This window comes from Paenirhodobacter sp. (assembly GCF_047600745.1).
In the GTDB taxonomy this organism is placed as follows: Bacteria; Pseudomonadota; Alphaproteobacteria; order Rhodobacterales; family Rhodobacteraceae; genus Rhodobacter.
The window spans coordinates 1,825,943-1,843,742 of the sequence record NZ_JASGKI010000004.1 but is presented as its reverse complement, the minus strand read 5'-3'; the positions used below and the strand labels follow the sequence as shown (position 1 = coordinate 1,843,742).

Genomic DNA, 17,800 nt, shown 5'->3' with positions numbered 1-17,800 from the left:
TTAGCGTTCTGCCGGGCGGGCCTCAATGGATTTGCAGCCGGGGTTGGCCTTTTGTAGGGTCGCGCCGAACACAGGAGACGGGAATGAGCGAGCCGCAAGTCACGCCGATGATGGCGCAATATCTGGCGATCAAGGAAGCGAACCCCGGCGCGCTGCTGTTCTACCGGATGGGCGATTTCTACGAGATGTTCTTCGACGATGCCATCGCGGCGGCGGCGGCGCTCGACATCGCGCTGACGAAGCGGGGCAAGCATCTGGACGAGGACATCGCGATGTGCGGCGTGCCGATCCATGCCGCCGAGGGCTATCTGCTGACGCTGATCCGCAAGGGCTTCCGCGTCGCCATCGCCGAACAGATGGAAGACCCGGCGGAGGCCAGGAAGCGCGGCGCGAAATCGGTGGTGAAGCGCGAGGTGGTGCGGCTGGTCACCCCCGGCACGCTCACCGAAGACAGCCTGCTGGAGGCGCGGCGGAACAACTTCCTTGCCGCCTGGGCCGAGGTGCAGGGCGAAGGCGCGCTGGCCTGGGTCGATATTTCCACCGGCGAATTCCGGGTGATGCCCTGTGCGCTGAACCGGCTCGGGCCGGAACTGGCGCGGCTCGCTCCGCGCGAGGTTCTGGTGAGCGAGGCGCGGGAGGGCGACTGTGCGCCGATCGTCGCCGATATGCGCGCCGCGCTGACCCCCCTGCCGCGCGCCGCGTTCGACAGCCAGGGCGCGGAACAGCGGCTGCTGTCGCTTTATGCGGTCGGCTCGCTGGATGCCTTCGGGGCCTTTGCGCGGCCGGATGTATCGGCAATGGGGGCGATCGTCGATTACCTGAACCTGACGCAGCGGGGGAAACTGCCGCTCTTGCGCCGTCCGGTGCGGGAGGAAGCGGGCAGCCTGATGCAGATCGACGCCGCCACCCGGCGCAACCTCGAACTGACGCAGGCGCTGTCGGGTGGGCGCGAGGGGTCGCTGCTTTCGGCCATCGACCGGACGGTAACGGCGGGCGGCGCGCGGCTGCTGGAGCGGCGGATTTCGGCGCCGTCGCGGGATCTGGCGCTGATCCACGCGCGGCATGAATCGGTGCGTTTTCTGCTGGAACAGAGACGTTTTGCCGAGGATCTGCGCGCCGATCTGAAGCGCGCGCCGGACATGGACCGCGCGCTTGGGCGGATCGCGCTCGACCGGGGCGGGCCGCGCGACATGGTGGCGATCCGCGCCGCGCTCACACAGGCCGGGCGGATCGCGGCCAGCGTTCCGGCGGACAGCCCCGCGCTGCTGTCGGAGGCCGGCCGCGCCCTGACCGGGCATGGCGATCTGGTCGCGCTGCTGGATGCCGCGCTGGTGGCTGAGCCGCCGCTGCTGATGCGCGACGGCGGGTTCATCGCGCCGGGCTATGACGCCGAACTGGACGAAACCCGGCGGCTGCGCGACGAAGGGCGCGGCGTCATCGCCCGAATGCAGGCGGAGTTCATCGAGGAAACCGGGATCGCCTCGCTGAAGATCAAGCACAACAACGTGCTGGGCTATTTCATCGAAACGACGGCGATCCATGCCGAGAAGATGATGGGCTCTGCGCGGTTCATCCACCGCCAGACCACGGCCAATCAGGTGCGGTTCACCACCGTGGAACTGAGCGAGCTTGAGACCCGGATCCTCAACGCCGGGGCGCATGCGCTGGACATCGAAAAACGTCTCTATGACAGCCTGAAACGCGCGATTCTGGCCCATTCCGGCCCGATCGGAGAGGCCGCGCGGGCGCTTGCCGAGATCGACCTGACGGCGGCTTTTGCCGATCTGGCGGCGGGGGATGGATGGGCCGCGCCCGTGGTCGATAATTCCCGCGCGTTCGAGGTCGAGGCCGGGCGGCATCCGGTGGTGGAAGCCGCACTGAAACGGCAGGGCGAGCCCTTCATCGCCAATGACTGCGGCCTGACAAGCGGCACGACCCCGGCGATCTGGCTGTTGACCGGGCCGAACATGGCGGGGAAATCCACGTTCCTGCGGCAGAATGCGATCATCGCGCTGCTCGCGCAGGCGGGGAGCTTCGTGCCCGCCCGGCGCGCGCATATCGGGCTGGTGAGCCAGCTGTTCAGCCGGGTCGGCGCGGCGGATGACCTTGCGCGGGGGCGGTCGACCTTCATGGTCGAGATGGTCGAAACGGCGGCGATCCTGAACCAGGCGGATGACCGCGCGCTGGTGATCCTGGACGAGATCGGCCGCGGCACGGCGACCTATGACGGGCTGTCGATCGCCTGGGCGGTGCTGGAGCATCTGCATGCCACCAACCGCTGCCGCGCGCTGTTCGCCACGCATTACCATGAGATGACCGCGCTGTCGGCAAAGCTGGACGGGGTGGAGAACGCCACCGTGACCGTCAAGGAATGGGACGGCGAGGTGATCTTCCTGCATGAGGTGAAGAAGGGCGCCGCTGATCGCAGCTATGGCGTGCAGGTCGCGCGGCTGGCGGGCCTGCCGGAGAGCGTCGTCGCCCGGGCGCGGGTGGTTCTGGACGCGCTGGAAACCGGCGATCGGGAAAGCGGGTCGAAAAAGAAGATGATGATCGACGATCTGCCGCTGTTCGCCGTGGCGCCACCGCCGAAACCCGCAACCTCGCCCGTCGAAGACCGGCTGCGGGCGATGCACCCGGACGAGATGACCCCGAAACAGGCGCTCGAAGCGCTTTATGACCTGCGGGCGCTGTTGAAATAGCGGGGGGATCACCCCCCGCCGTTCACTTGGGCACCGAACTCACGCCGACCTTGGCCGGGCGCAGAAGCCGGTCGTGCAGCATGAAACCGTCATCCATCACCTGGATGATGTCGCCCGCCGTGGTGCCGGGCACGGGCGCCTCGAACATCGCCTCGTGATGCTGCGGGTCGAACTTGTCGCCGACCTTCGGCATGATCGCGATGATGCCGTGACGCTTGAACACGTTGAGCAATTCGCGCTGCGTCAGTTCCACCCCCTCGATCAGCGCGGGGGCCGCCGCACGGACTTCCTCGCTCGCCGCATCCAGCGCGCGCTTCAGCGCATCGAACACCGGCAGCATGTCGCGCGCCAGCTTCGAGCCGCCATAATTCTCGGCCTCGCGCCGGTCCCGGTCGGCCCGCTTGCGGGCGTTTTCGGCATCGGCCAGCGCCCGTATGAAACGGTCCTTGTAATCATCCCGCTCGGCGCGCAGCGCGTCCAGTTCGGGATCCGCAAGCGGATCGCTCAGCGCGTCCAGATCCTCAGGCATGTCTTCTTTATTCTCAGTCATCTTCCTACCCTTTGCCCCTGCCGGACAGAACCCGTCCGACCAGTTGCGCCGTATAATCCACGATCGGAACGATCCGGCCGTAGTTCAGCCGCGTGGGCCCGATGACCCCGATCGCCCCGATGATCTTGCGTTCCGCGTTCATATAGGGAGAAACGACGACAGAGGAACCCGAAAGCGAAAAAAGCTTGTTCTCGGAACCGATAAAAATGCGCACACCGTCGCCCTGTTCGGCCAGATCCAGGAATTCGGCGATGTCGCGCTTGCGCTCCAGATCGTCGAACAGGCTGCGGATCCGGTCCAGATCGCCCTCGGTATCCAGCAGGTTGGACTGCCCGCGCACGATCAGCCGCTCGGTCGACTCGCCGTGATCGGCCCATTGCGCCAGCCCGCTTTCGACCAGCGCCGCCGCCAGCGTATCAAGCTCCTGCCGCCGGGAGGCGATTTCCGCCGCCACCTGCCCCCGCAGATCGCCCAGCGTGCGCCCCTCGGCAATGGCATTGATGAAATTCGCGGCCTCGCGCAGCGAAGACGGCGTTTGCCCCACGGGCGGGGTGAACACCCGGTTTTCCACCTGCCCATCGGCAAAGACCAGCACCACCAGCGCCCGATCCGGCCCAAGCCCGACGAATTCCACATGGCGGATCGGCGCTTCGCGCTTCGGCGCGAGAACGATGCTCGCGCCATGCGTCAGGCCCGACAGCGCCCCGCTGACCCGATCCAGCAGCGTGCCCACATCGGGTTCGTTCACGCCCAGAACGTCCAGCGCCTGCCGGTCGGCCGCGCGCAATTCGCTGACCTCCATGAAGCCGTCGACGAACATCCGCAGGCCCAGTTGCGTCGGCACCCGGCCCGCCGAGACATGCGGGCTGCCCAGAAGCCCCATGTATTCGAGATCCTGCATCACGTTGCGCACCGTCGCCGCCGACAGCTTTTCCGTCATCTGCCGGGTCAGCGTGCGCGATCCCACCGGATCGCCGGTTTGCAGATAGCCCTCCACCACCCGCCGGAACACCTCGCGGGAGCGGTCATTCAGTTCGGCCAGAAGCCGGTTCTGCGCATTCTCGTCCATCCCCGGAATTAAAGCCCGACCCGCGCGCAGGTCAACGTGCTTTGGGGATTGCATCATGCGGCACGGCGTCTCAAATGACGCAAACTTCAGGAAAGGACCGACCATGCGACCCTCCGGCAGGAAACTCAGCGAAATCCGCCCGATCTCGATCGAAACCGGCATCACCAAACATGCCGAGGGATCGTGCCTGATCAAGGTCGGCGATACCCATGTGCTGTGCACCGCGACGCTTGAGGAAAAGGCACCCTCCTTCCTGAAGGGCACGGGGCTCGGCTGGGTCACGGCGGAATATGGCATGCTGCCGCGCGCCACCAACTCGCGCACCCGGCGCGAGGCGGCGGCAGGCAAGCAATCGGGCCGCACGCAGGAGATCCAGCGGCTGATCGGGCGCGCGCTGCGCGCGGGCGTGGACCGTTCGGCCCTGGGCGAGCGGCAGATCGTTGTCGATTGCGACGTGATTCAGGCCGATGGCGGCACGCGCTGCGCCGCGATCACGGGGGGCTGGGTCGCGCTGCGGCTGGCGGTGAACAAGCTGCTGAAGGCGCGGCTGATCACCTCGGACCCGATCATGGACCATGTGGCAGCGATGTCCTGCGGGATCTATGCCGGTCAGGCGATCGCCGATCTGGACTATGCCGAGGATAGCGAAGCCGGTGTGGACGGCAATTTCATCATGACCGGCGCGGGCAAGCTGGTCGAAGTGCAGATGACGGCGGAGGGGGCGACCTTCTCGCGCGATCAGATGAACGCGCTGCTTGATCTGGCCGAAGCGGGGATCGCGGAGCTGGTCGCGGCACAGAAGGCGGCCGTGGCATGAGGATATTCGACGGGAAAAAGCTGCTGTTCGCCACGCATAACGCGGGCAAAGTGGCCGAGATGCGCGCTCTGCTGGCACCCTGGGGGATTGAGGTGGTCAGCAACGCGGATTTCGGCCTGCCGGAGCCTGCGGAGACCGGGACGACCTTCATTGAGAACGCCCGGATCAAGGCCCATGCGGCGGCGAAGGCCACCGGCCTGCCCGCCCTGTCCGATGACAGCGGGATCGAGGTCGACGCGCTGGACGGTGCGCCGGGCGTTTATACCGCCGATTGGGCGGAAACCCCGAACGGGCGCGATTTCGTCAAGGCGATGACCCGGACCTGGGAAGAATGCGCGGCGAAGGGCGCCGCCCTGCCCTACACGGCACGCTTTCGCTCGACGCTGGTTCTGGCCTGGCCCGATGGTCATGACGAGGTGTTCGACGGCAAGGTCGAGGGTCAACTGGTCTGGCCGATGCGCGGCACGCAAGGCCACGGCTACGACCCGATGTTCCAGCCGGACGGCTACGACATCACCTTTGGCGAGATGGCGCCCGAGGAAAAGAACCGCATCAGCCACCGCGCCTATGCCTTCCGCAAGCTGACGCAGGCGCTGCGCGGATGACCGAAGACTGGCGGCACGGCGGATTCGGGCTCTATCTGCACTGGCCGTTCTGTGCCGCCAAATGCCCCTATTGCGACTTCAACAGCCATGTTTCGGCGCAGATCGACCAAGCCCGCTGGGCAAGGGCCTATCTGGCCGAAATCGACCGGATCGCCGCGGAAACCGGGGATCGGATCCTGAACACGGTGTTTTTCGGCGGGGGGACACCCTCGCTGATGGATCCCGATCTGGTGCAGGCGATTCTGGACCGGATCCGGTCGCGGTGGCGGCTGGCGAATGATCTGGAAATCACATTGGAGGCCAATCCGACCAGCATCGACGCAGGCCGCTTCCGCGCCTATTCCGAGGCTGGCGTGAACCGGATTTCGATGGGGATGCAGGCGTTGAACGACGCCGATCTGAAACGTCTCGGGCGGATGCACAGCGCGGCGGAAGGACGCCGGGCCTTTGACATCGCGCGGCGGCATTTCGACCGGGTGAGCTTTGACCTGATCTATGCCCGGCAGGATCAGGATCTGACCGCCTGGGAAGCTGAGTTGCGCGAAGCGGTGGCGATGGCGGTGGATCACTTCTCGCTCTATCAACTGACCATCGAGGAGGGCACGGCCTTTGGTGCGCGGGCGGCGGCGGGCAAGTTGCGCGGCCTGCCGGATGACGATCTGTCAGCCGATATGTATTTGAAAACACAGGAAATTTGTGATTCGGTGGGGCTGCCCGCCTATGAGGTTTCCAATCATGCGCGGCCCGGAGCCGAATGCCATCACAACCTCGTCTACTGGCGGTATGGCGATTATGCGGGGATCGGCCCCGGTGCGCATGGTCGCCTGACGCTCGGCGGACAGCGGCATGCGACCGAGGCGCCGAAGTCCCCCGCGCTTTGGCTGGATATGGTGGAGCGCGGCTGTGGCGAACTGCCGCGCATGGCTTTGCCGCGCGATGAACAGGCGGTGGAATTCCTGTTGTTCGGGCTGCGGTTGAGCGAAGGGATTGATCCGCTGCGCTATGCCGCGCTGGCGGGGGAAACGCTTCCGGCAGGGAAGATCGAAGATCTGACGGCGATGGGTCTGTTGCGGCAAACAGACGATCGGATCGCGGCCACCGCTCAGGGCCGCGCCGTTCTGAACGGGATCATCCGCGAACTGATGCCCTGAAGCCGCTCAACTGACGCTGAGTGCCTGACAGATCCGGTCCAACTCCTCCAGATCCGCATAGCTGATGACAACCTGCCCGCTCTGCGCCGTCTTCGGCATGATCGAAACCCGCAGGCCGAAGGCGGCGCTCAGATCGTTCTCCAGCGCAACGGTATCCGCATCCTTCGTCCTGGACTGGGCCGGGCGGGCAGCCGGTTCACGCGGTTTCTGCGCCAGACGTTCGACTTCACGCACAGAAAGTCCCTTGCTCACCGCGTCATGTGCGAGTTTGATCGGATCGGCAGAAGTAATCATCGCCCGCGCGTGACCCGCCGTCAGCTTGCCATCGCGAAGATAATCCTGAACCTCGGTTGGCAAGTTCAACAATCGCAACTGATTCGCGATGTGGCTGCGGCTTTTCGACAGAGCTTCAGCCAGCTTTTCCTGCGTATGGCCAAAGCGCTCCATCAACTGGCGGTAGCTCAGTGCCTCTTCCAGCGGATTGAGGTCGGCGCGCTGGATATTCTCGATGATCGCGACTTCGAGGACTTCGGTGTCGCTCAGATCCCGGATGATTACCGGAAGTTCATGGAGTTGCGCGATCTGCGCGGCGCGCCACCGACGCTCCCCGGCGACGATTTCGTAATGCCCTTCCTTATGCGGATGATTGCGCACGATCAGCGGCTGAATCACGCCCTTTTCGCGGATAGAAGCGGCCAATTCCTCAAGTTTTTCAGGTTCGAAGGTGCGCCGCGGCTGATCCGGATTGGGCTCGATGAACTCGATCGGAACATGGCTCTCCGCTCGACGCGGTTCGGAACCCGCCTCCGGCGAAGTCAGATAGGTGTCCGCCATGAGGGCGGAAAGGCCCCGCCCCAATCCGCGACGTTCCGGCTTCCTGTCGTTCATCCCTCAGCTCCGCTGTTTGACCGCCCGGTGGCGGGTCAATAGTTCTTCTGCCAAGGCGCGATAGGCAACCGCCCCGCGCGATGACGAGTCATAATTCAACACAGGCATGGCATAAGATGGTGCCTCCGACACGCGAACATTGCGCGGAATCATCGTCCGAAAGACGAGATCCCCAAGCGTCGCGCGCGCGTCGGCCTCGACCTGTTGGGAGAGATTGTTGCGAACGTCATACATCGTCAAGACCACGCCTTCGATGCGCAAATCCCGATTGGCGCTCTGCCGCACCTCTCGCACCGTCAGCATCAGTTGTGACAGCCCTTCGAGCGCGAAAAATTCCGCCTGAAGCGGGACGAGAACCGAATGAGCCGCAACCATCGCATTGATCGTCAACTGGCTCAACGATGGCGGACAGTCGATCAGGATATAGTCCAGATCGAACTGGTCGATGGCAGGTTGCCGCAGCACATCATGAAGAAGGAAGCTGCGCTTTTCGTTCGAGACCAGTTCCATATCAGCGGAAGACAGATCCGTCGTGGCTGGACAGATAAGAACCCCTTCAATCCGCGTCGGACGAATGACCTGCGCAATCGGCGCGTCGTCGAGGAGCAGATCATAAGTGCTGAAATCGCGGTCATCCGCTTCGATTCCGATCCCGGTCGACGCATTTCCTTGCGGATCGAGGTCAATCAGAAGAACACGGCAGCCGCGCTCCCCAAGCGCAGCTGCAAGGTTGATCGACGTTGTGGTTTTGCCGACCCCGCCCTTCTGGTTCGCCACCGCGATGATTTTGGCCCCGGCGGGCCGGGTCGGATCAGACACGCTGCGCTCCCATAATCTCCAAAACAACGGCATTATCTTCTGTCAGACTGGGCTGGGCCGTATAGTTGAAACGCCAGGCCGCATGCGCAGCAGTGATTTCATCCTGCCAATGCGCGCCTTTTGGAAAAATACAGATCCCGTCCCCCGACAGATGCCGTTCCGCATATTCCAAAAGGACTGAGAGCGGCGCCAGAGCGCGTGCGCTCAGAACATCCGCATTCTGCGGCACGACAGCCTCGATCCGCTTGGCATGAATGGTGACATCGACATCCATCGCACGGGCGGCGGCAGCAAGAAAAGCTGCCTTGCGCGTATCGCTTTCGATCAGTGTCACACGAAGGTCGGGCAGGCTTTCCTTGGCCAGAGCCGCCACGACCAATCCCGGCAGACCGCCCCCGCTTCCGATATCCACCCAAACCCGTGCCGCTTTTGGGCAAAGAGTAAAGATCTGAGCCGAATCAAGAAAATGACGTGTCCAAATCTGCTGCAAACTGGAAGCAGAAACCAGATTAATCGCCCCATTCCACTTTGTCAGGATGGCTTCAAACGTTTCCAGCCGAAGCAATGTTTCACGTGAAACATCCATCTGCTGGCAGAATTTTTCCTTGCCAGTCATGCTGTTGCCGAACGCTGACCGTGACGGAGCTTTGCAAGAACAAGTGCAAGCGCCGCCGGCGTTACACCGTCGACACGCCCCGCCTGTGCCAATGTCCCAGGTCGTGCCCGCGACAGCTTCATCTTCAGCTCATTGGAAAGCCCCGGAAGGGCATCAAAGTCAAAATCCTCCGGAATCGTCCAGTTTTCATCCCGCTTGAGCGCCGCAACATGATCTTCCTGACGCGCGATATAGGTCGCGTAGAGGGCATCATAGGAGAGTTGCATCGCAATATCGGACGGAAGATCGTTCAGTTCCGGAAAAATCGCCGCTATATCCGAAAACGTAATATCGGGGAAAGACAGCAGAGCGAAGGCTGAACGCCTTGACCCATCCTGGTTAACGCGCAAGCCATGCGCCTGCGCCTCCTTCGGGGTCAGAGACAACGAATCCAACAACGCCCGACCACTGTTGAGCGCATCCATTTTTTTCTGAAAGGCTTGCCTGCGCGGCTCAGCAACACATCCCAGTTCAGTTCCCATCGCGGTCAGACGCTGGTCCGCATTATCAGCGCGCAGGGACAGTCTGAATTCCGCCCGCGATGTGAACATCCGATAGGGTTCGCTAACGCCGCGATCGACAAGATCGTCGATCATCACGCCGATATAGCTGCTCGCGCGCCCGAAGATTACCTGATCCCGACCCTGTGCCGCCAGAGCCGCGTTCAGGCCAGCGACCAACCCCTGCGCTGCCGCTTCCTCATACCCCGTCGTTCCGTTGATCTGTCCCGCCAGATAGAGCCCCGGTTGCTCCTTCAGTTCCAGCGTCGCGCGCAGTGACCGCGGATCAACAAAGTCATATTCGATTGCATACCCCGGCTGAAGGATCCGCACCGCTTCCAGTCCCTTGATCGAGCGGACATAGGCTTCCTGAACGTCCTCGGGCAAAGAGGTCGAAATTCCGTTGGGATAGATCGTGTCATCGTCCAGCCCCTCCGGTTCCAGAAAAATCTGATGCGATTCCTTATCCGAAAACCGGACAACCTTATCTTCGATCGACGGACAGTAGCGCGGCCCCACCCCTTCGATATGACCGCCATACATCGCCGAGCGCGACAGATTATCCCGAATAATCTGATGGGTTTGGCCGTTTGTGTGCGTGATGCCACAGGAAATCTGCCGAACAAACGGCTTATGATTCAGAAAACTGAACAGCACGGGGTCTTCGTCACCCGGTTGGCTGTCCAGGACATCCCAATTAATCGTTTTTCCGTCCAGGCGGGGCGGAGTCCCCGTTTTCAACCGGCCCAGAGAAAGGCCCATGTCCCGCATCCGATCCGCGAGCTTGACCGAAGGGCGATCCCCCATCCGCCCGCCGGGAGACTTTTGATCCCCGATATGGATTACACCATGAAGGAATGTCCCGGCTGTCAGCACCACGGCGCCGGCGTCGATCCGCGTTCCGTCGGCAAGGATAGCCCCAGCCACGCGATCACCGTCCATAACCAGATCGGCGACTTCGCCTTCAATAACGTCGAGATTTTGCTGACCTTCCGTCAGTTCGGCCATGGCCTGCCGGTAGAGTTTGCGATCCGCCTGCGCGCGCGGCCCTTGAACCGCCGGACCCTTACGACGATTCAGCAGCCGAAACTGAATACCCGCGCGGTCCGCAGCCCGCGCCATCACACCGTCAAGCGCGTCGATTTCGCGAACCAGATGCCCTTTGCCAAGACCACCGATCGCCGGATTGCAGGACATCACTCCAATGGCATCCCGCCGAAGGGTCACCAGTGCAGTGCGTGCCCCCATGCGTGCCGCAGCATGCGCCGCCTCGGTCCCCGCATGGCCGCCGCCGACAACGATGACATCAAAATGTTTCACGTGAAACACTCCCTACTTGCCGATGCAGAAACTCGCAAAGATCTCATCGAGAAGATGCTCCACATCCACCCGCCCGACCAGCGATTTAAGTGCCCGGCTTGCCTCGCGCAACCCTTCAGACACAAGCTCGGCCCGTTCGGACCCGCGCAATACCTCATTTCGCGCCGAATCCAAAGCATCAAATGCGCGTGACATGGCAATCCGATGCCGTTCCCGCGTCATGACACCGGCGCCGCTGGCCCGCCCTTCAAGCCGCGCCGCAATCGCGGACACCAGCTCATCCAGTCCCGCACCTGTTTTCCCGGAAACCGACAACCCTTCCCCGGGTTTCAGATCGGACTTACCATGAACCACCAGATCCTCAGGCAGAGGCTCGATCAGCGGAACCTCGCCGCCATCGAGAAGGAATATCCGAAGATCTGCCGCCCGTGCGCGCATCAGTGCCCGCTCGATCCCAATAGATTTCGACCTGATCTTCGGTATCGCGCAGACCGGCGGTATCCAGAAGCGTCACCGCCAGCCCGGAAATATCCATCCGGACTTCAATCACATCCCGCGTTGTCCCCGCGACCTCGGAGGTGATCGCAGCCTCGCGACCGGCCAGGGCATTCAGCAATGTCGATTTTCCGGCATTCGGGCGGCCGACGATTGCAACCTCGAACCCTTCCCGCACCCGTTCCGCCACGCCGACGCGGCCAATCTCTCGCCGCAGATCCACCAGTACATCGTTGATCAGCCCGATAACTTCAGGCGTCACATCGACGGGAACATCCTCATCCGCGAAATCAATCGTCGCTTCAACCAACGCCGCCGCGCGGATCAGCTTACGTCGCCAGGCTTCAACAACCTTGCCAACCGCGCCGGACAGAACTGCAAGAGCTTGTTTTCGTTGTGCTTCTGTCTCTGATTCGATCAGATCGGACAGCCCTTCGACCTGCGCAAGGTCAAGTCGGCCATTCTCCAAGGCCCGCCGGGTGAACTCCCCGGGCTCGGCAAGCCGCAATCCCAATCCCGCCAGCGCACGCAGAACCGCGGCAACCGTCGCCATCGCCCCATGAACGTGAAGCTCCGCGACCTGTTCACCGGTGAAACTCGCCCGCGCCTCGAAACACAGCACAACCGCTTCGTCCAGCGTCTCGCCATCCAGCCGCAGGCGGCGCAATCCTGCCTGCCGCGGCGCGGGCAATGTCCCCGCAAGCGCCGACGCGGCCTCCCACGCCCTGGGCCCGGACACGCGGATGACGGCGACACCCGCCTTTCCGCGCGCCGTCGCCTGGGCGTAGATCGTATCCATCTCAGCCGTTCATGGAATCGAAGAATTCGCCGTTCGATTTCGTCTGCTTCAGCTTCGAGATCAGGAACTCGATCGCATCCGTCGTGCCCATCGGGTTCAGGATGCGGCGCAGCAGATAGGTCTTTTGCAGATCCTTCGAATCGACCAGAAGATCTTCCTTCCGCGTGCCGGATTTCAGAATATCCATCGCCGGGAAGACCCGCTTGTCCGCAACCTTCCGGTCCAGCACGATTTCGGAGTTGCCGGTGCCCTTGAACTCTTCAAAGATCACCTCATCCATCCGCGAGCCGGTGTCGATCAGCGCCGTCGCGATGATGGTCAGCGAGCCGCCCTCCTCGATGTTCCGCGCGGCGCCAAAGAACCGCTTCGGCCGTTGCAGCGCGTTGGCGTCAACACCGCCCGTCAGCACCTTGCCCGAGGACGGTACGACCGTATTGTAGGCCCGGCCCAGACGCGTGATCGAATCGAGCAGGATCACCACGTCACGCTTGTGCTCGACCAGCCGCTTCGCCTTTTCGATCACCATTTCCGCTACCGCAACGTGGCGCGAGGCCGGTTCGTCGAAGGTCGAGGACACAACCTCCCCCTTCACCGAGCGCTGCATATCCGTCACTTCTTCGGGCCGTTCGTCAATCAGCAGCACGATCAGGTAGCATTCCGGGTGATTGCTGGCGATCGAATGCGCGATGTTCTGAAGCAGAACCGTCTTCCCGGTGCGCGGCGGCGCCACGATCAGCGACCGCTGCCCCTTCCCGATCGGCGCAACCAGGTCGATGATCCGGGCCGAGCGGTCCTTGATCGTCGGATCTTCGATTTCCATCTTCAGCCGCTCATCGGGATAGAGCGGCGTCAGGTTGTCGAAGGCCACCTTGTGGCGCGCGCGCTCCGGTTCCTCGAAGTTGATCCGCTCGACCGAGGTCAACGCGAAATACCGCTCGTTCTCACCCGGCGCGCGGATGATCCCCTCAACCGTGTCGCCGGTCCGCAGGCTGTATTGCCGGATCATGTCCGGGCTGACGTAAATATCATCCGGACCGGGCAAATAGTTCGCCTCGGTCGAGCGCAGGAAGCCGAAACCGTCCTGCAACACTTCCAGAACGCCATCACCGCCGATTTCCACGCCTTCCTCGGCATGTTCCTTCAGCAGCTGGAACATCATCTCGCCCTTACGCATGGTCGAGGCGTTTTCGATCTCCCAGTCCTCGGCCATCGCCAGCAGGTCTTTGGGGCTCTTCGCCTTGAGATCGGAAAGGTTGAGACGTTCGGTCATGGGCTCACCGCAAATGGCACCCGTTCCCGGGCGCGGAAGTCATCTATGAATGCTGAAACCGGGCGGCCGGACGGCCGGGGCTGACCCCGCAGATAAGCCCTGTGGCCCTGTGAGTCAACGGATCAGTATTTCACGATCACCGCGCTGACGATCAGCACCATCAAAACAGTGGGCAATTCGTTCATCATCCGCCATTGCCGCCCGGTCAGCCGGTTCTGTCCCATGACGAACGCCCGCCGCGCGCGTGCCAGCGCCATGTGAAACACCGTCATGCCGATCACGGCGACCGCCTTGACCCATGCCCAGGCGCTGCCCCAGTCGACGATCCCCGGCGTGGCCACCAGCATCAACCCGAAAATCCACGTCGCGATCATTGCCGGGTTCATGATCGCCCGCAAAAGCAGCCGTTCCTGATGTTGGAACAGCAGATCCATCTCCGACCCACGGGCAACGCCGCGCTTTGCCAGCCCCTCGACATGGTAAACGTAAAGCCGCGGCAGATAGAACAGGCCCGCCATCCAGGCCAGGACCGACATCACATGGAACGCCTTTATCCAGGCGTAATGGATGGAAAGAAACTCGATCATGGCGGCTCCGGCTACTGACATCTTCTTAAAGAATAAAAGAAAAAAGAAAAGATGATGATGATTTAGGGCCTGTGGATATTGTGGATTACGGGTTTTTCCCGGATTTATCCGCAGCCGGGACAATACTTCCACGATTCATGGAATTTCTGTGGATAATCTTAAAAAATTACTTGAAATCAAAAAATTACAAGATCAAACGCAGTGGATACTCCTGCGGATGGTCACGGAATGTTCGTGTGGGATGGGAAAACTGTCCCGACCCTGTGGATAACCGCTTCGACAGGTGTGGAATCCGCTTTCGTTCCTTGACAAACCTGGGTGGAAACGGGGAGGAACCGTTTCTACCGGAGTTGTCCGGCAGTTGATCCTGCTGTTGTCCTAGGAGTTATCCCCATGCCGGATCTGGTTCTTGCCTCGTCCTCCACGATCCGGGCGCAGCTGCTGCGCAACGCGGGCTTCACGGTGGATATGGTCCCCGCGCGGATCGACGAAGAGGCCATCCGCGCCGCCTTGCAGGCCGAAGGCGCCGGGCCGCGCGATGCCGCCGATGCGCTGGCCGAGATGAAGGCCGCCAAGGTCTCCGCCCGCCATCCCGGGGCGCTGGTGCTGGGCGCGGATCAGGTTCTGGACCTGAAGGGCCGGATCTTCGCCAAGCCGGAGACGCCCGAAGACGCCATGGCCCATCTGCGCGCCCTCTCCGGCCAGACCCATCACCTGCTGAGCGCGCTGGTGGTGTTCCGCGATGGTGCCCCGCTGTGGCGCCATGTCGCGGAGGTGCGCCTGACCATGCGTCCCCTGTCCGAAGCCTTCATTAATGAGTATGTGACCCGGACCTGGGACAGCATCCGCTGGTCCGTGGGCTGCTATCAGCTTGAGAATGAGGGCGTGCGGCTTTTCTCGGCGGTCGAGGGGGATTACTTCTCGGTTCTGGGGCTGCCGCTGCTGCCCTTCCTGAACTGGCTGCATGCGAGAGGAGAGCTGAAGACATGAACATTCCTCTGGCGGGGGTGATCGGCGCGCCGATCGGGCATTCCCGGTCCCCTGCCCTGCACGGCCACTGGCTGCGCCATTACGGCCTGCGCGGGCATTACATCCCGATGGAGATCGCCGGAGCGGATCTCGAACAGGTGCTCAGGGCGCTGCCGAAGGCCGGGTTTGTCGGCTGCAACGTGACGATCCCGCATAAGGAAGCGGCCCTGCGCTTGGCCGACCGGGTTTCGGATCAGGCCCGGCGGATCGGGGCGGCGAACACGCTCAGCTTCGATGAAAACGGGATATTTGCCGATAATACCGATGGTTACGGCTTCATCACCAATCTGCGGCAAGGGGCGCCGGGCTGGGATCCGCTGGTCGGGCCGGCGGCGATCATCGGCGCGGGCGGCGCGGCACGCGCGATTGTCGTCGCGCTTATCGAGGCCGGCTGCCCAGAGATCCGCATCACCAATCGCAGCCCCGCCCGGGCCGAGGCGCTTGCCGCCGAATTCGGCCTTGATCCCGTCGGCTGGCAGGCGCGGGGCGAGATGCTGGACGGCGCGGCGCTGGTGGTGAACACCTCGGCCATGGGCATGGTGGGTCAGGATCCCTTCGATGTGCCGCTCGACCGGCTGTCGCCTTCCGCTGTGGTGACCGATATCGTCTATACGCCGTTGCAGACGCCGCTTCTGATCGCCGCCGCCGCGCGGGGTTGCGTGACGGTGGACGGGCTGGGCATGCTGCTGCATCAGGCCGTGCCGGGGTTCGAGCGATGGTTCGGCCTGCGTCCCGAGGTGACGGATGACCTGCGCCGGGCGGTTCTGGCATGAAACCCTTTCTGCTGGGGCTCACCGGGTCGATCGGTATGGGGAAATCGACCACCGCGAAGATGTTCGCGGAGGAAGGCATCCCCATCTGGGATGCCGATGCGACGGTGCATGACCTTTACGCCCGGGGTGGCGCAGCGGTTGCGGCGATCGAGCGCGCTTTCCCGGGTGTCGTCGTTGACGGTGCGGTGGATCGCGCCCGGCTGCGCGCGGCGCTTGGCGGCGAAAAACAGGCTCTATCCTTGCTGGAATCCATCGTTCATCCGCTGACCACCGCCGCGCGCGCGGCGTTCATCGCCGCCCATCCGGAGGCCGATCTGATCGTGCTGGACATCCCGCTGCTTTATGAAACCGGGGCCGAAACACTGTGTGATGCGGTGCTGGTGGTCAGCGCCCCGGCCGAGGTACAGCGCGAACGCGTGCTGTCGCGCGGCACGATGGACGCGGCGCAGCTGGAGTTGATCCTGTCGCGCCAGCTTCCCGATCCGCATAAACGCGCGCGGGCGGATCACGTCGTCGAAACCCTGACCCTTGAGGAAACCCGGGCTGCCGTGCGACAGTTGATCGAGCAGATCAGGAGCCGTGATGCGTGAGATCGTCCTCGATACCGAAACCACCGGGTTTGAACCCTCGGAAGGGCACCGCATCGTCGAGATCGGCGCGGTCGAGCTGTTCAACCACGTTCCCACCGGCAAGACCTATCACCAATACATCAACCCCGAGCGCGACATGCCGACCGAGGCGTTTCAGGTCCACGGCATCAGCGAGGAGTTTCTGCGCGACAAACCGGTCTTCGCGCTGATCGCACAGGAATTTCTGGACTTCATCGGCACGGATTCCAAGCTGGTGATCCACAATGCCGCCTTCGACATGAAATTCCTCAATGCCGAACTGTCCTGGGTCCGCAAGCCGCTGATCGCGGCGGATCGGGCGGTCGATACGCTGATGATGGCGCGGCGCAAGTTTCCGGGCTCGCCCGCCTCGCTCGATGCGCTTTGCCGCCGGTTCGGGATCGACAATTCCTCGCGCACGCTGCACGGGGCGCTGCTCGATTCCGAAATTCTGGCCGAAGTTTATCTGGAACTGATCGGCGGGCGGCAGCCGGGGTTTGGTCTGAACATCGAAACCCGCGCGAAAACCGATGTGGTGAGCGAGGACTGGCGCCCCCGTCCCCGTCCGCAGCCCCTGCCCGCGCGCCTGACCCAAGCAGAGGCCGAAGCCCATGCCGCCTTTGTCGCGAAGATGGGGGAGAAGGCGATCTGGCTGCGTTAACGCAGCCAGTCGCGGAATTCGTCGAACACCTCGGCATAGACCGCGCGCTTGAACGGTACGATGCTGTCCAGCACCTCGGTATAGGGCTTCCACGCCCAGACCGAGAATTCCGGATGTTCGGTGACAATATTCACGTCGCTGTCCTCGCCCAGGAAGCGGAACAGGAACCATTTCTGCTTCTGGCCCTTGTATTTGCCCTTCCACACCTTGCCGAGCAGTTCAGGCGGCAGGTCATAGGTCACCCAATCCCTGGTCTTGGCGATCTTCTCGACCAGATCGGCGCGGATGCCGGTTTCCTCCCACAATTCGCGCAGGGCGGCCTGTTTCGGCTTTTCGCCCGCGTCGATCCCGCCTTGTGGCATCTGCCAGGCGGGCACCGGATTGTCGATGCGCTGGCCGGTGAAAATCAGCCCGTCGCGGTTCAGCAGCACGACCCCGGCACAGGGGCGGTAAGGCAGGGATTCAAGATCCGTCATCATCGTCTTCCGTGAAAAAGGGGGCCCGA

17 protein-coding genes and 1 pseudogene are annotated in these 17,800 nt (G+C 62.9%); 8 read left to right on the top strand and 10 right to left on the bottom strand.

Translation table 11 applies throughout. The features are described from left to right. Nucleotides 1-83 precede the first annotated feature (83 nt). A complete protein-coding gene (mutS, locus tag QM789_RS17775; RefSeq protein WP_420353154.1) occupies nucleotides 84-2,699 on the top strand; it encodes a DNA mismatch repair protein MutS in 2,616 nt (871 codons plus the stop codon). Nucleotides 2,700-2,721: 22 nt separating this feature from the next. Here mutS and QM789_RS17770 read toward each other — a convergent pair whose 3' ends face one another. Next, complete coding sequence (locus QM789_RS17770; protein WP_420353344.1) at nucleotides 2,722-3,228, bottom strand: nucleotide exchange factor GrpE; 507 nt, start codon at nucleotides 3,226-3,228, stop codon at nucleotides 2,722-2,724. A gap of 25 nt (nucleotides 3,229-3,253) precedes the next feature. Beyond that, the gene (gene hrcA, locus QM789_RS17765; protein ID WP_420353343.1) at nucleotides 3,254-4,318 is read right to left on the bottom strand and encodes a heat-inducible transcriptional repressor HrcA; all 1,065 of its coding nucleotides are present in this window, start codon (nucleotides 4,316-4,318) and stop codon (nucleotides 3,254-3,256) included. Nucleotides 4,319-4,421: 103 nt separating this feature from the next. On the opposite strand from hrcA, the gene rph reads away from it, so the two are divergent. Genes rph through hemW form a run of 3 tightly spaced genes read left to right on the top strand, consistent with a single transcriptional unit; the run spans nucleotide 4,422 to nucleotide 6,891 of the window. After that, complete coding sequence (gene rph, locus QM789_RS17760; RefSeq protein ID WP_420353153.1) at nucleotides 4,422-5,135, top strand: ribonuclease PH; 714 nt, start codon at nucleotides 4,422-4,424, stop codon at nucleotides 5,133-5,135. Then, nucleotides 5,132-5,740 (top strand): RdgB/HAM1 family non-canonical purine NTP pyrophosphatase, encoded by a 609-nt coding sequence (gene rdgB, locus QM789_RS17755; RefSeq protein ID WP_420353152.1) that lies wholly within the window; start codon nucleotides 5,132-5,134, stop codon nucleotides 5,738-5,740. The genes rph and rdgB overlap by 4 nt, the downstream gene beginning before the upstream one ends. After that, a complete protein-coding gene (hemW, locus tag QM789_RS17750; protein WP_420353151.1) occupies nucleotides 5,737-6,891 on the top strand; it encodes a radical SAM family heme chaperone HemW in 1,155 nt (384 codons plus the stop codon). Before rdgB ends, hemW begins: the two co-directional genes overlap by 4 nt. Before the next feature lie 6 nt (nucleotides 6,892-6,897). Here hemW and QM789_RS17745 read toward each other — a convergent pair whose 3' ends face one another. The 7 genes and pseudogenes from QM789_RS17745 to QM789_RS17715 all read right to left on the bottom strand — a co-directional run bounded on the left by QM789_RS17745 (nucleotide 6,898) and on the right by QM789_RS17715 (nucleotide 14,224). After that, nucleotides 6,898-7,779 (bottom strand): ParB/RepB/Spo0J family partition protein, encoded by an 882-nt coding sequence (locus tag QM789_RS17745; protein ID WP_420353150.1) that lies wholly within the window; start codon nucleotides 7,777-7,779, stop codon nucleotides 6,898-6,900. A gap of 3 nt (nucleotides 7,780-7,782) precedes the next feature. Beyond that, the gene (locus tag QM789_RS17740; RefSeq protein ID WP_420353149.1) at nucleotides 7,783-8,598 is read right to left on the bottom strand and encodes a ParA family protein; all 816 of its coding nucleotides are present in this window, start codon (nucleotides 8,596-8,598) and stop codon (nucleotides 7,783-7,785) included. Continuing rightward, nucleotides 8,591-9,214, bottom strand: a complete 624-nt coding sequence (gene rsmG / locus QM789_RS17735; RefSeq protein WP_420353148.1) for a 16S rRNA (guanine(527)-N(7))-methyltransferase RsmG — start codon at nucleotides 9,212-9,214, stop codon at nucleotides 8,591-8,593. The genes QM789_RS17740 and rsmG overlap by 8 nt, the downstream gene beginning before the upstream one ends. After that, nucleotides 9,211-11,073 carry a tRNA uridine-5-carboxymethylaminomethyl(34) synthesis enzyme MnmG gene (mnmG, locus tag QM789_RS17730; protein WP_420353147.1) on the bottom strand — a complete coding sequence of 621 codons (1,863 nt, stop codon included), beginning with the start codon at nucleotides 11,071-11,073 and terminating at the stop codon, nucleotides 9,211-9,213. The genes rsmG and mnmG overlap by 4 nt, the downstream gene beginning before the upstream one ends. A gap of 12 nt (nucleotides 11,074-11,085) precedes the next feature. Then, a pseudogene (gene mnmE / locus QM789_RS17725) lies at nucleotides 11,086-12,367 on the bottom strand (tRNA uridine-5-carboxymethylaminomethyl(34) synthesis GTPase MnmE). A 1-nt stretch (nucleotide 12,368) separates the two neighbouring features. After that, complete coding sequence (gene rho / locus QM789_RS17720; RefSeq protein ID WP_420353146.1) at nucleotides 12,369-13,637, bottom strand: transcription termination factor Rho; 1,269 nt, start codon at nucleotides 13,635-13,637, stop codon at nucleotides 12,369-12,371. 122 nt (nucleotides 13,638-13,759) lie between these two features. Next, a complete protein-coding gene (locus QM789_RS17715; protein ID WP_420353145.1) occupies nucleotides 13,760-14,224 on the bottom strand; it encodes a CopD family protein in 465 nt (154 codons plus the stop codon). A 393-nt stretch (nucleotides 14,225-14,617) separates the two neighbouring features. Here QM789_RS17715 and QM789_RS17710 point away from each other — a divergent pair, with 393 nt between their 5' ends. From QM789_RS17710 to dnaQ, 4 genes are read left to right on the top strand one after another with little or no spacing between them, the layout of a single operon-like run. Then, entirely contained in the window at nucleotides 14,618-15,214 is a 597-nt protein-coding gene (locus QM789_RS17710) for a Maf family protein (protein WP_420353144.1), read from the top strand. After that, a complete protein-coding gene (locus tag QM789_RS17705) occupies nucleotides 15,211-16,026 on the top strand; it encodes a shikimate dehydrogenase (RefSeq protein ID WP_420353143.1) in 816 nt (271 codons plus the stop codon). Before QM789_RS17710 ends, QM789_RS17705 begins: the two co-directional genes overlap by 4 nt. Further along, complete coding sequence (gene coaE / locus QM789_RS17700; protein ID WP_420353142.1) at nucleotides 16,023-16,616, top strand: dephospho-CoA kinase; 594 nt, start codon at nucleotides 16,023-16,025, stop codon at nucleotides 16,614-16,616. Before QM789_RS17705 ends, coaE begins: the two co-directional genes overlap by 4 nt. Then, nucleotides 16,609-17,295: a DNA polymerase III subunit epsilon gene (dnaQ, locus tag QM789_RS17695; RefSeq protein WP_420353141.1), complete on the top strand. Its 687-nt coding sequence runs from the start codon at nucleotides 16,609-16,611 to the stop codon at nucleotides 17,293-17,295. Before coaE ends, dnaQ begins: the two co-directional genes overlap by 8 nt. On the opposite strand, the gene QM789_RS17690 is transcribed toward dnaQ, so the two are convergent. Beyond that, nucleotides 17,292-17,774 carry an RNA pyrophosphohydrolase gene (locus QM789_RS17690; protein WP_420353140.1) on the bottom strand — a complete coding sequence of 161 codons (483 nt, stop codon included), beginning with the start codon at nucleotides 17,772-17,774 and terminating at the stop codon, nucleotides 17,292-17,294. The two genes, dnaQ and QM789_RS17690, sit on opposite strands and share 4 nt — an antisense overlap. Nucleotides 17,775-17,800: the final 26 nt, after the last annotated feature.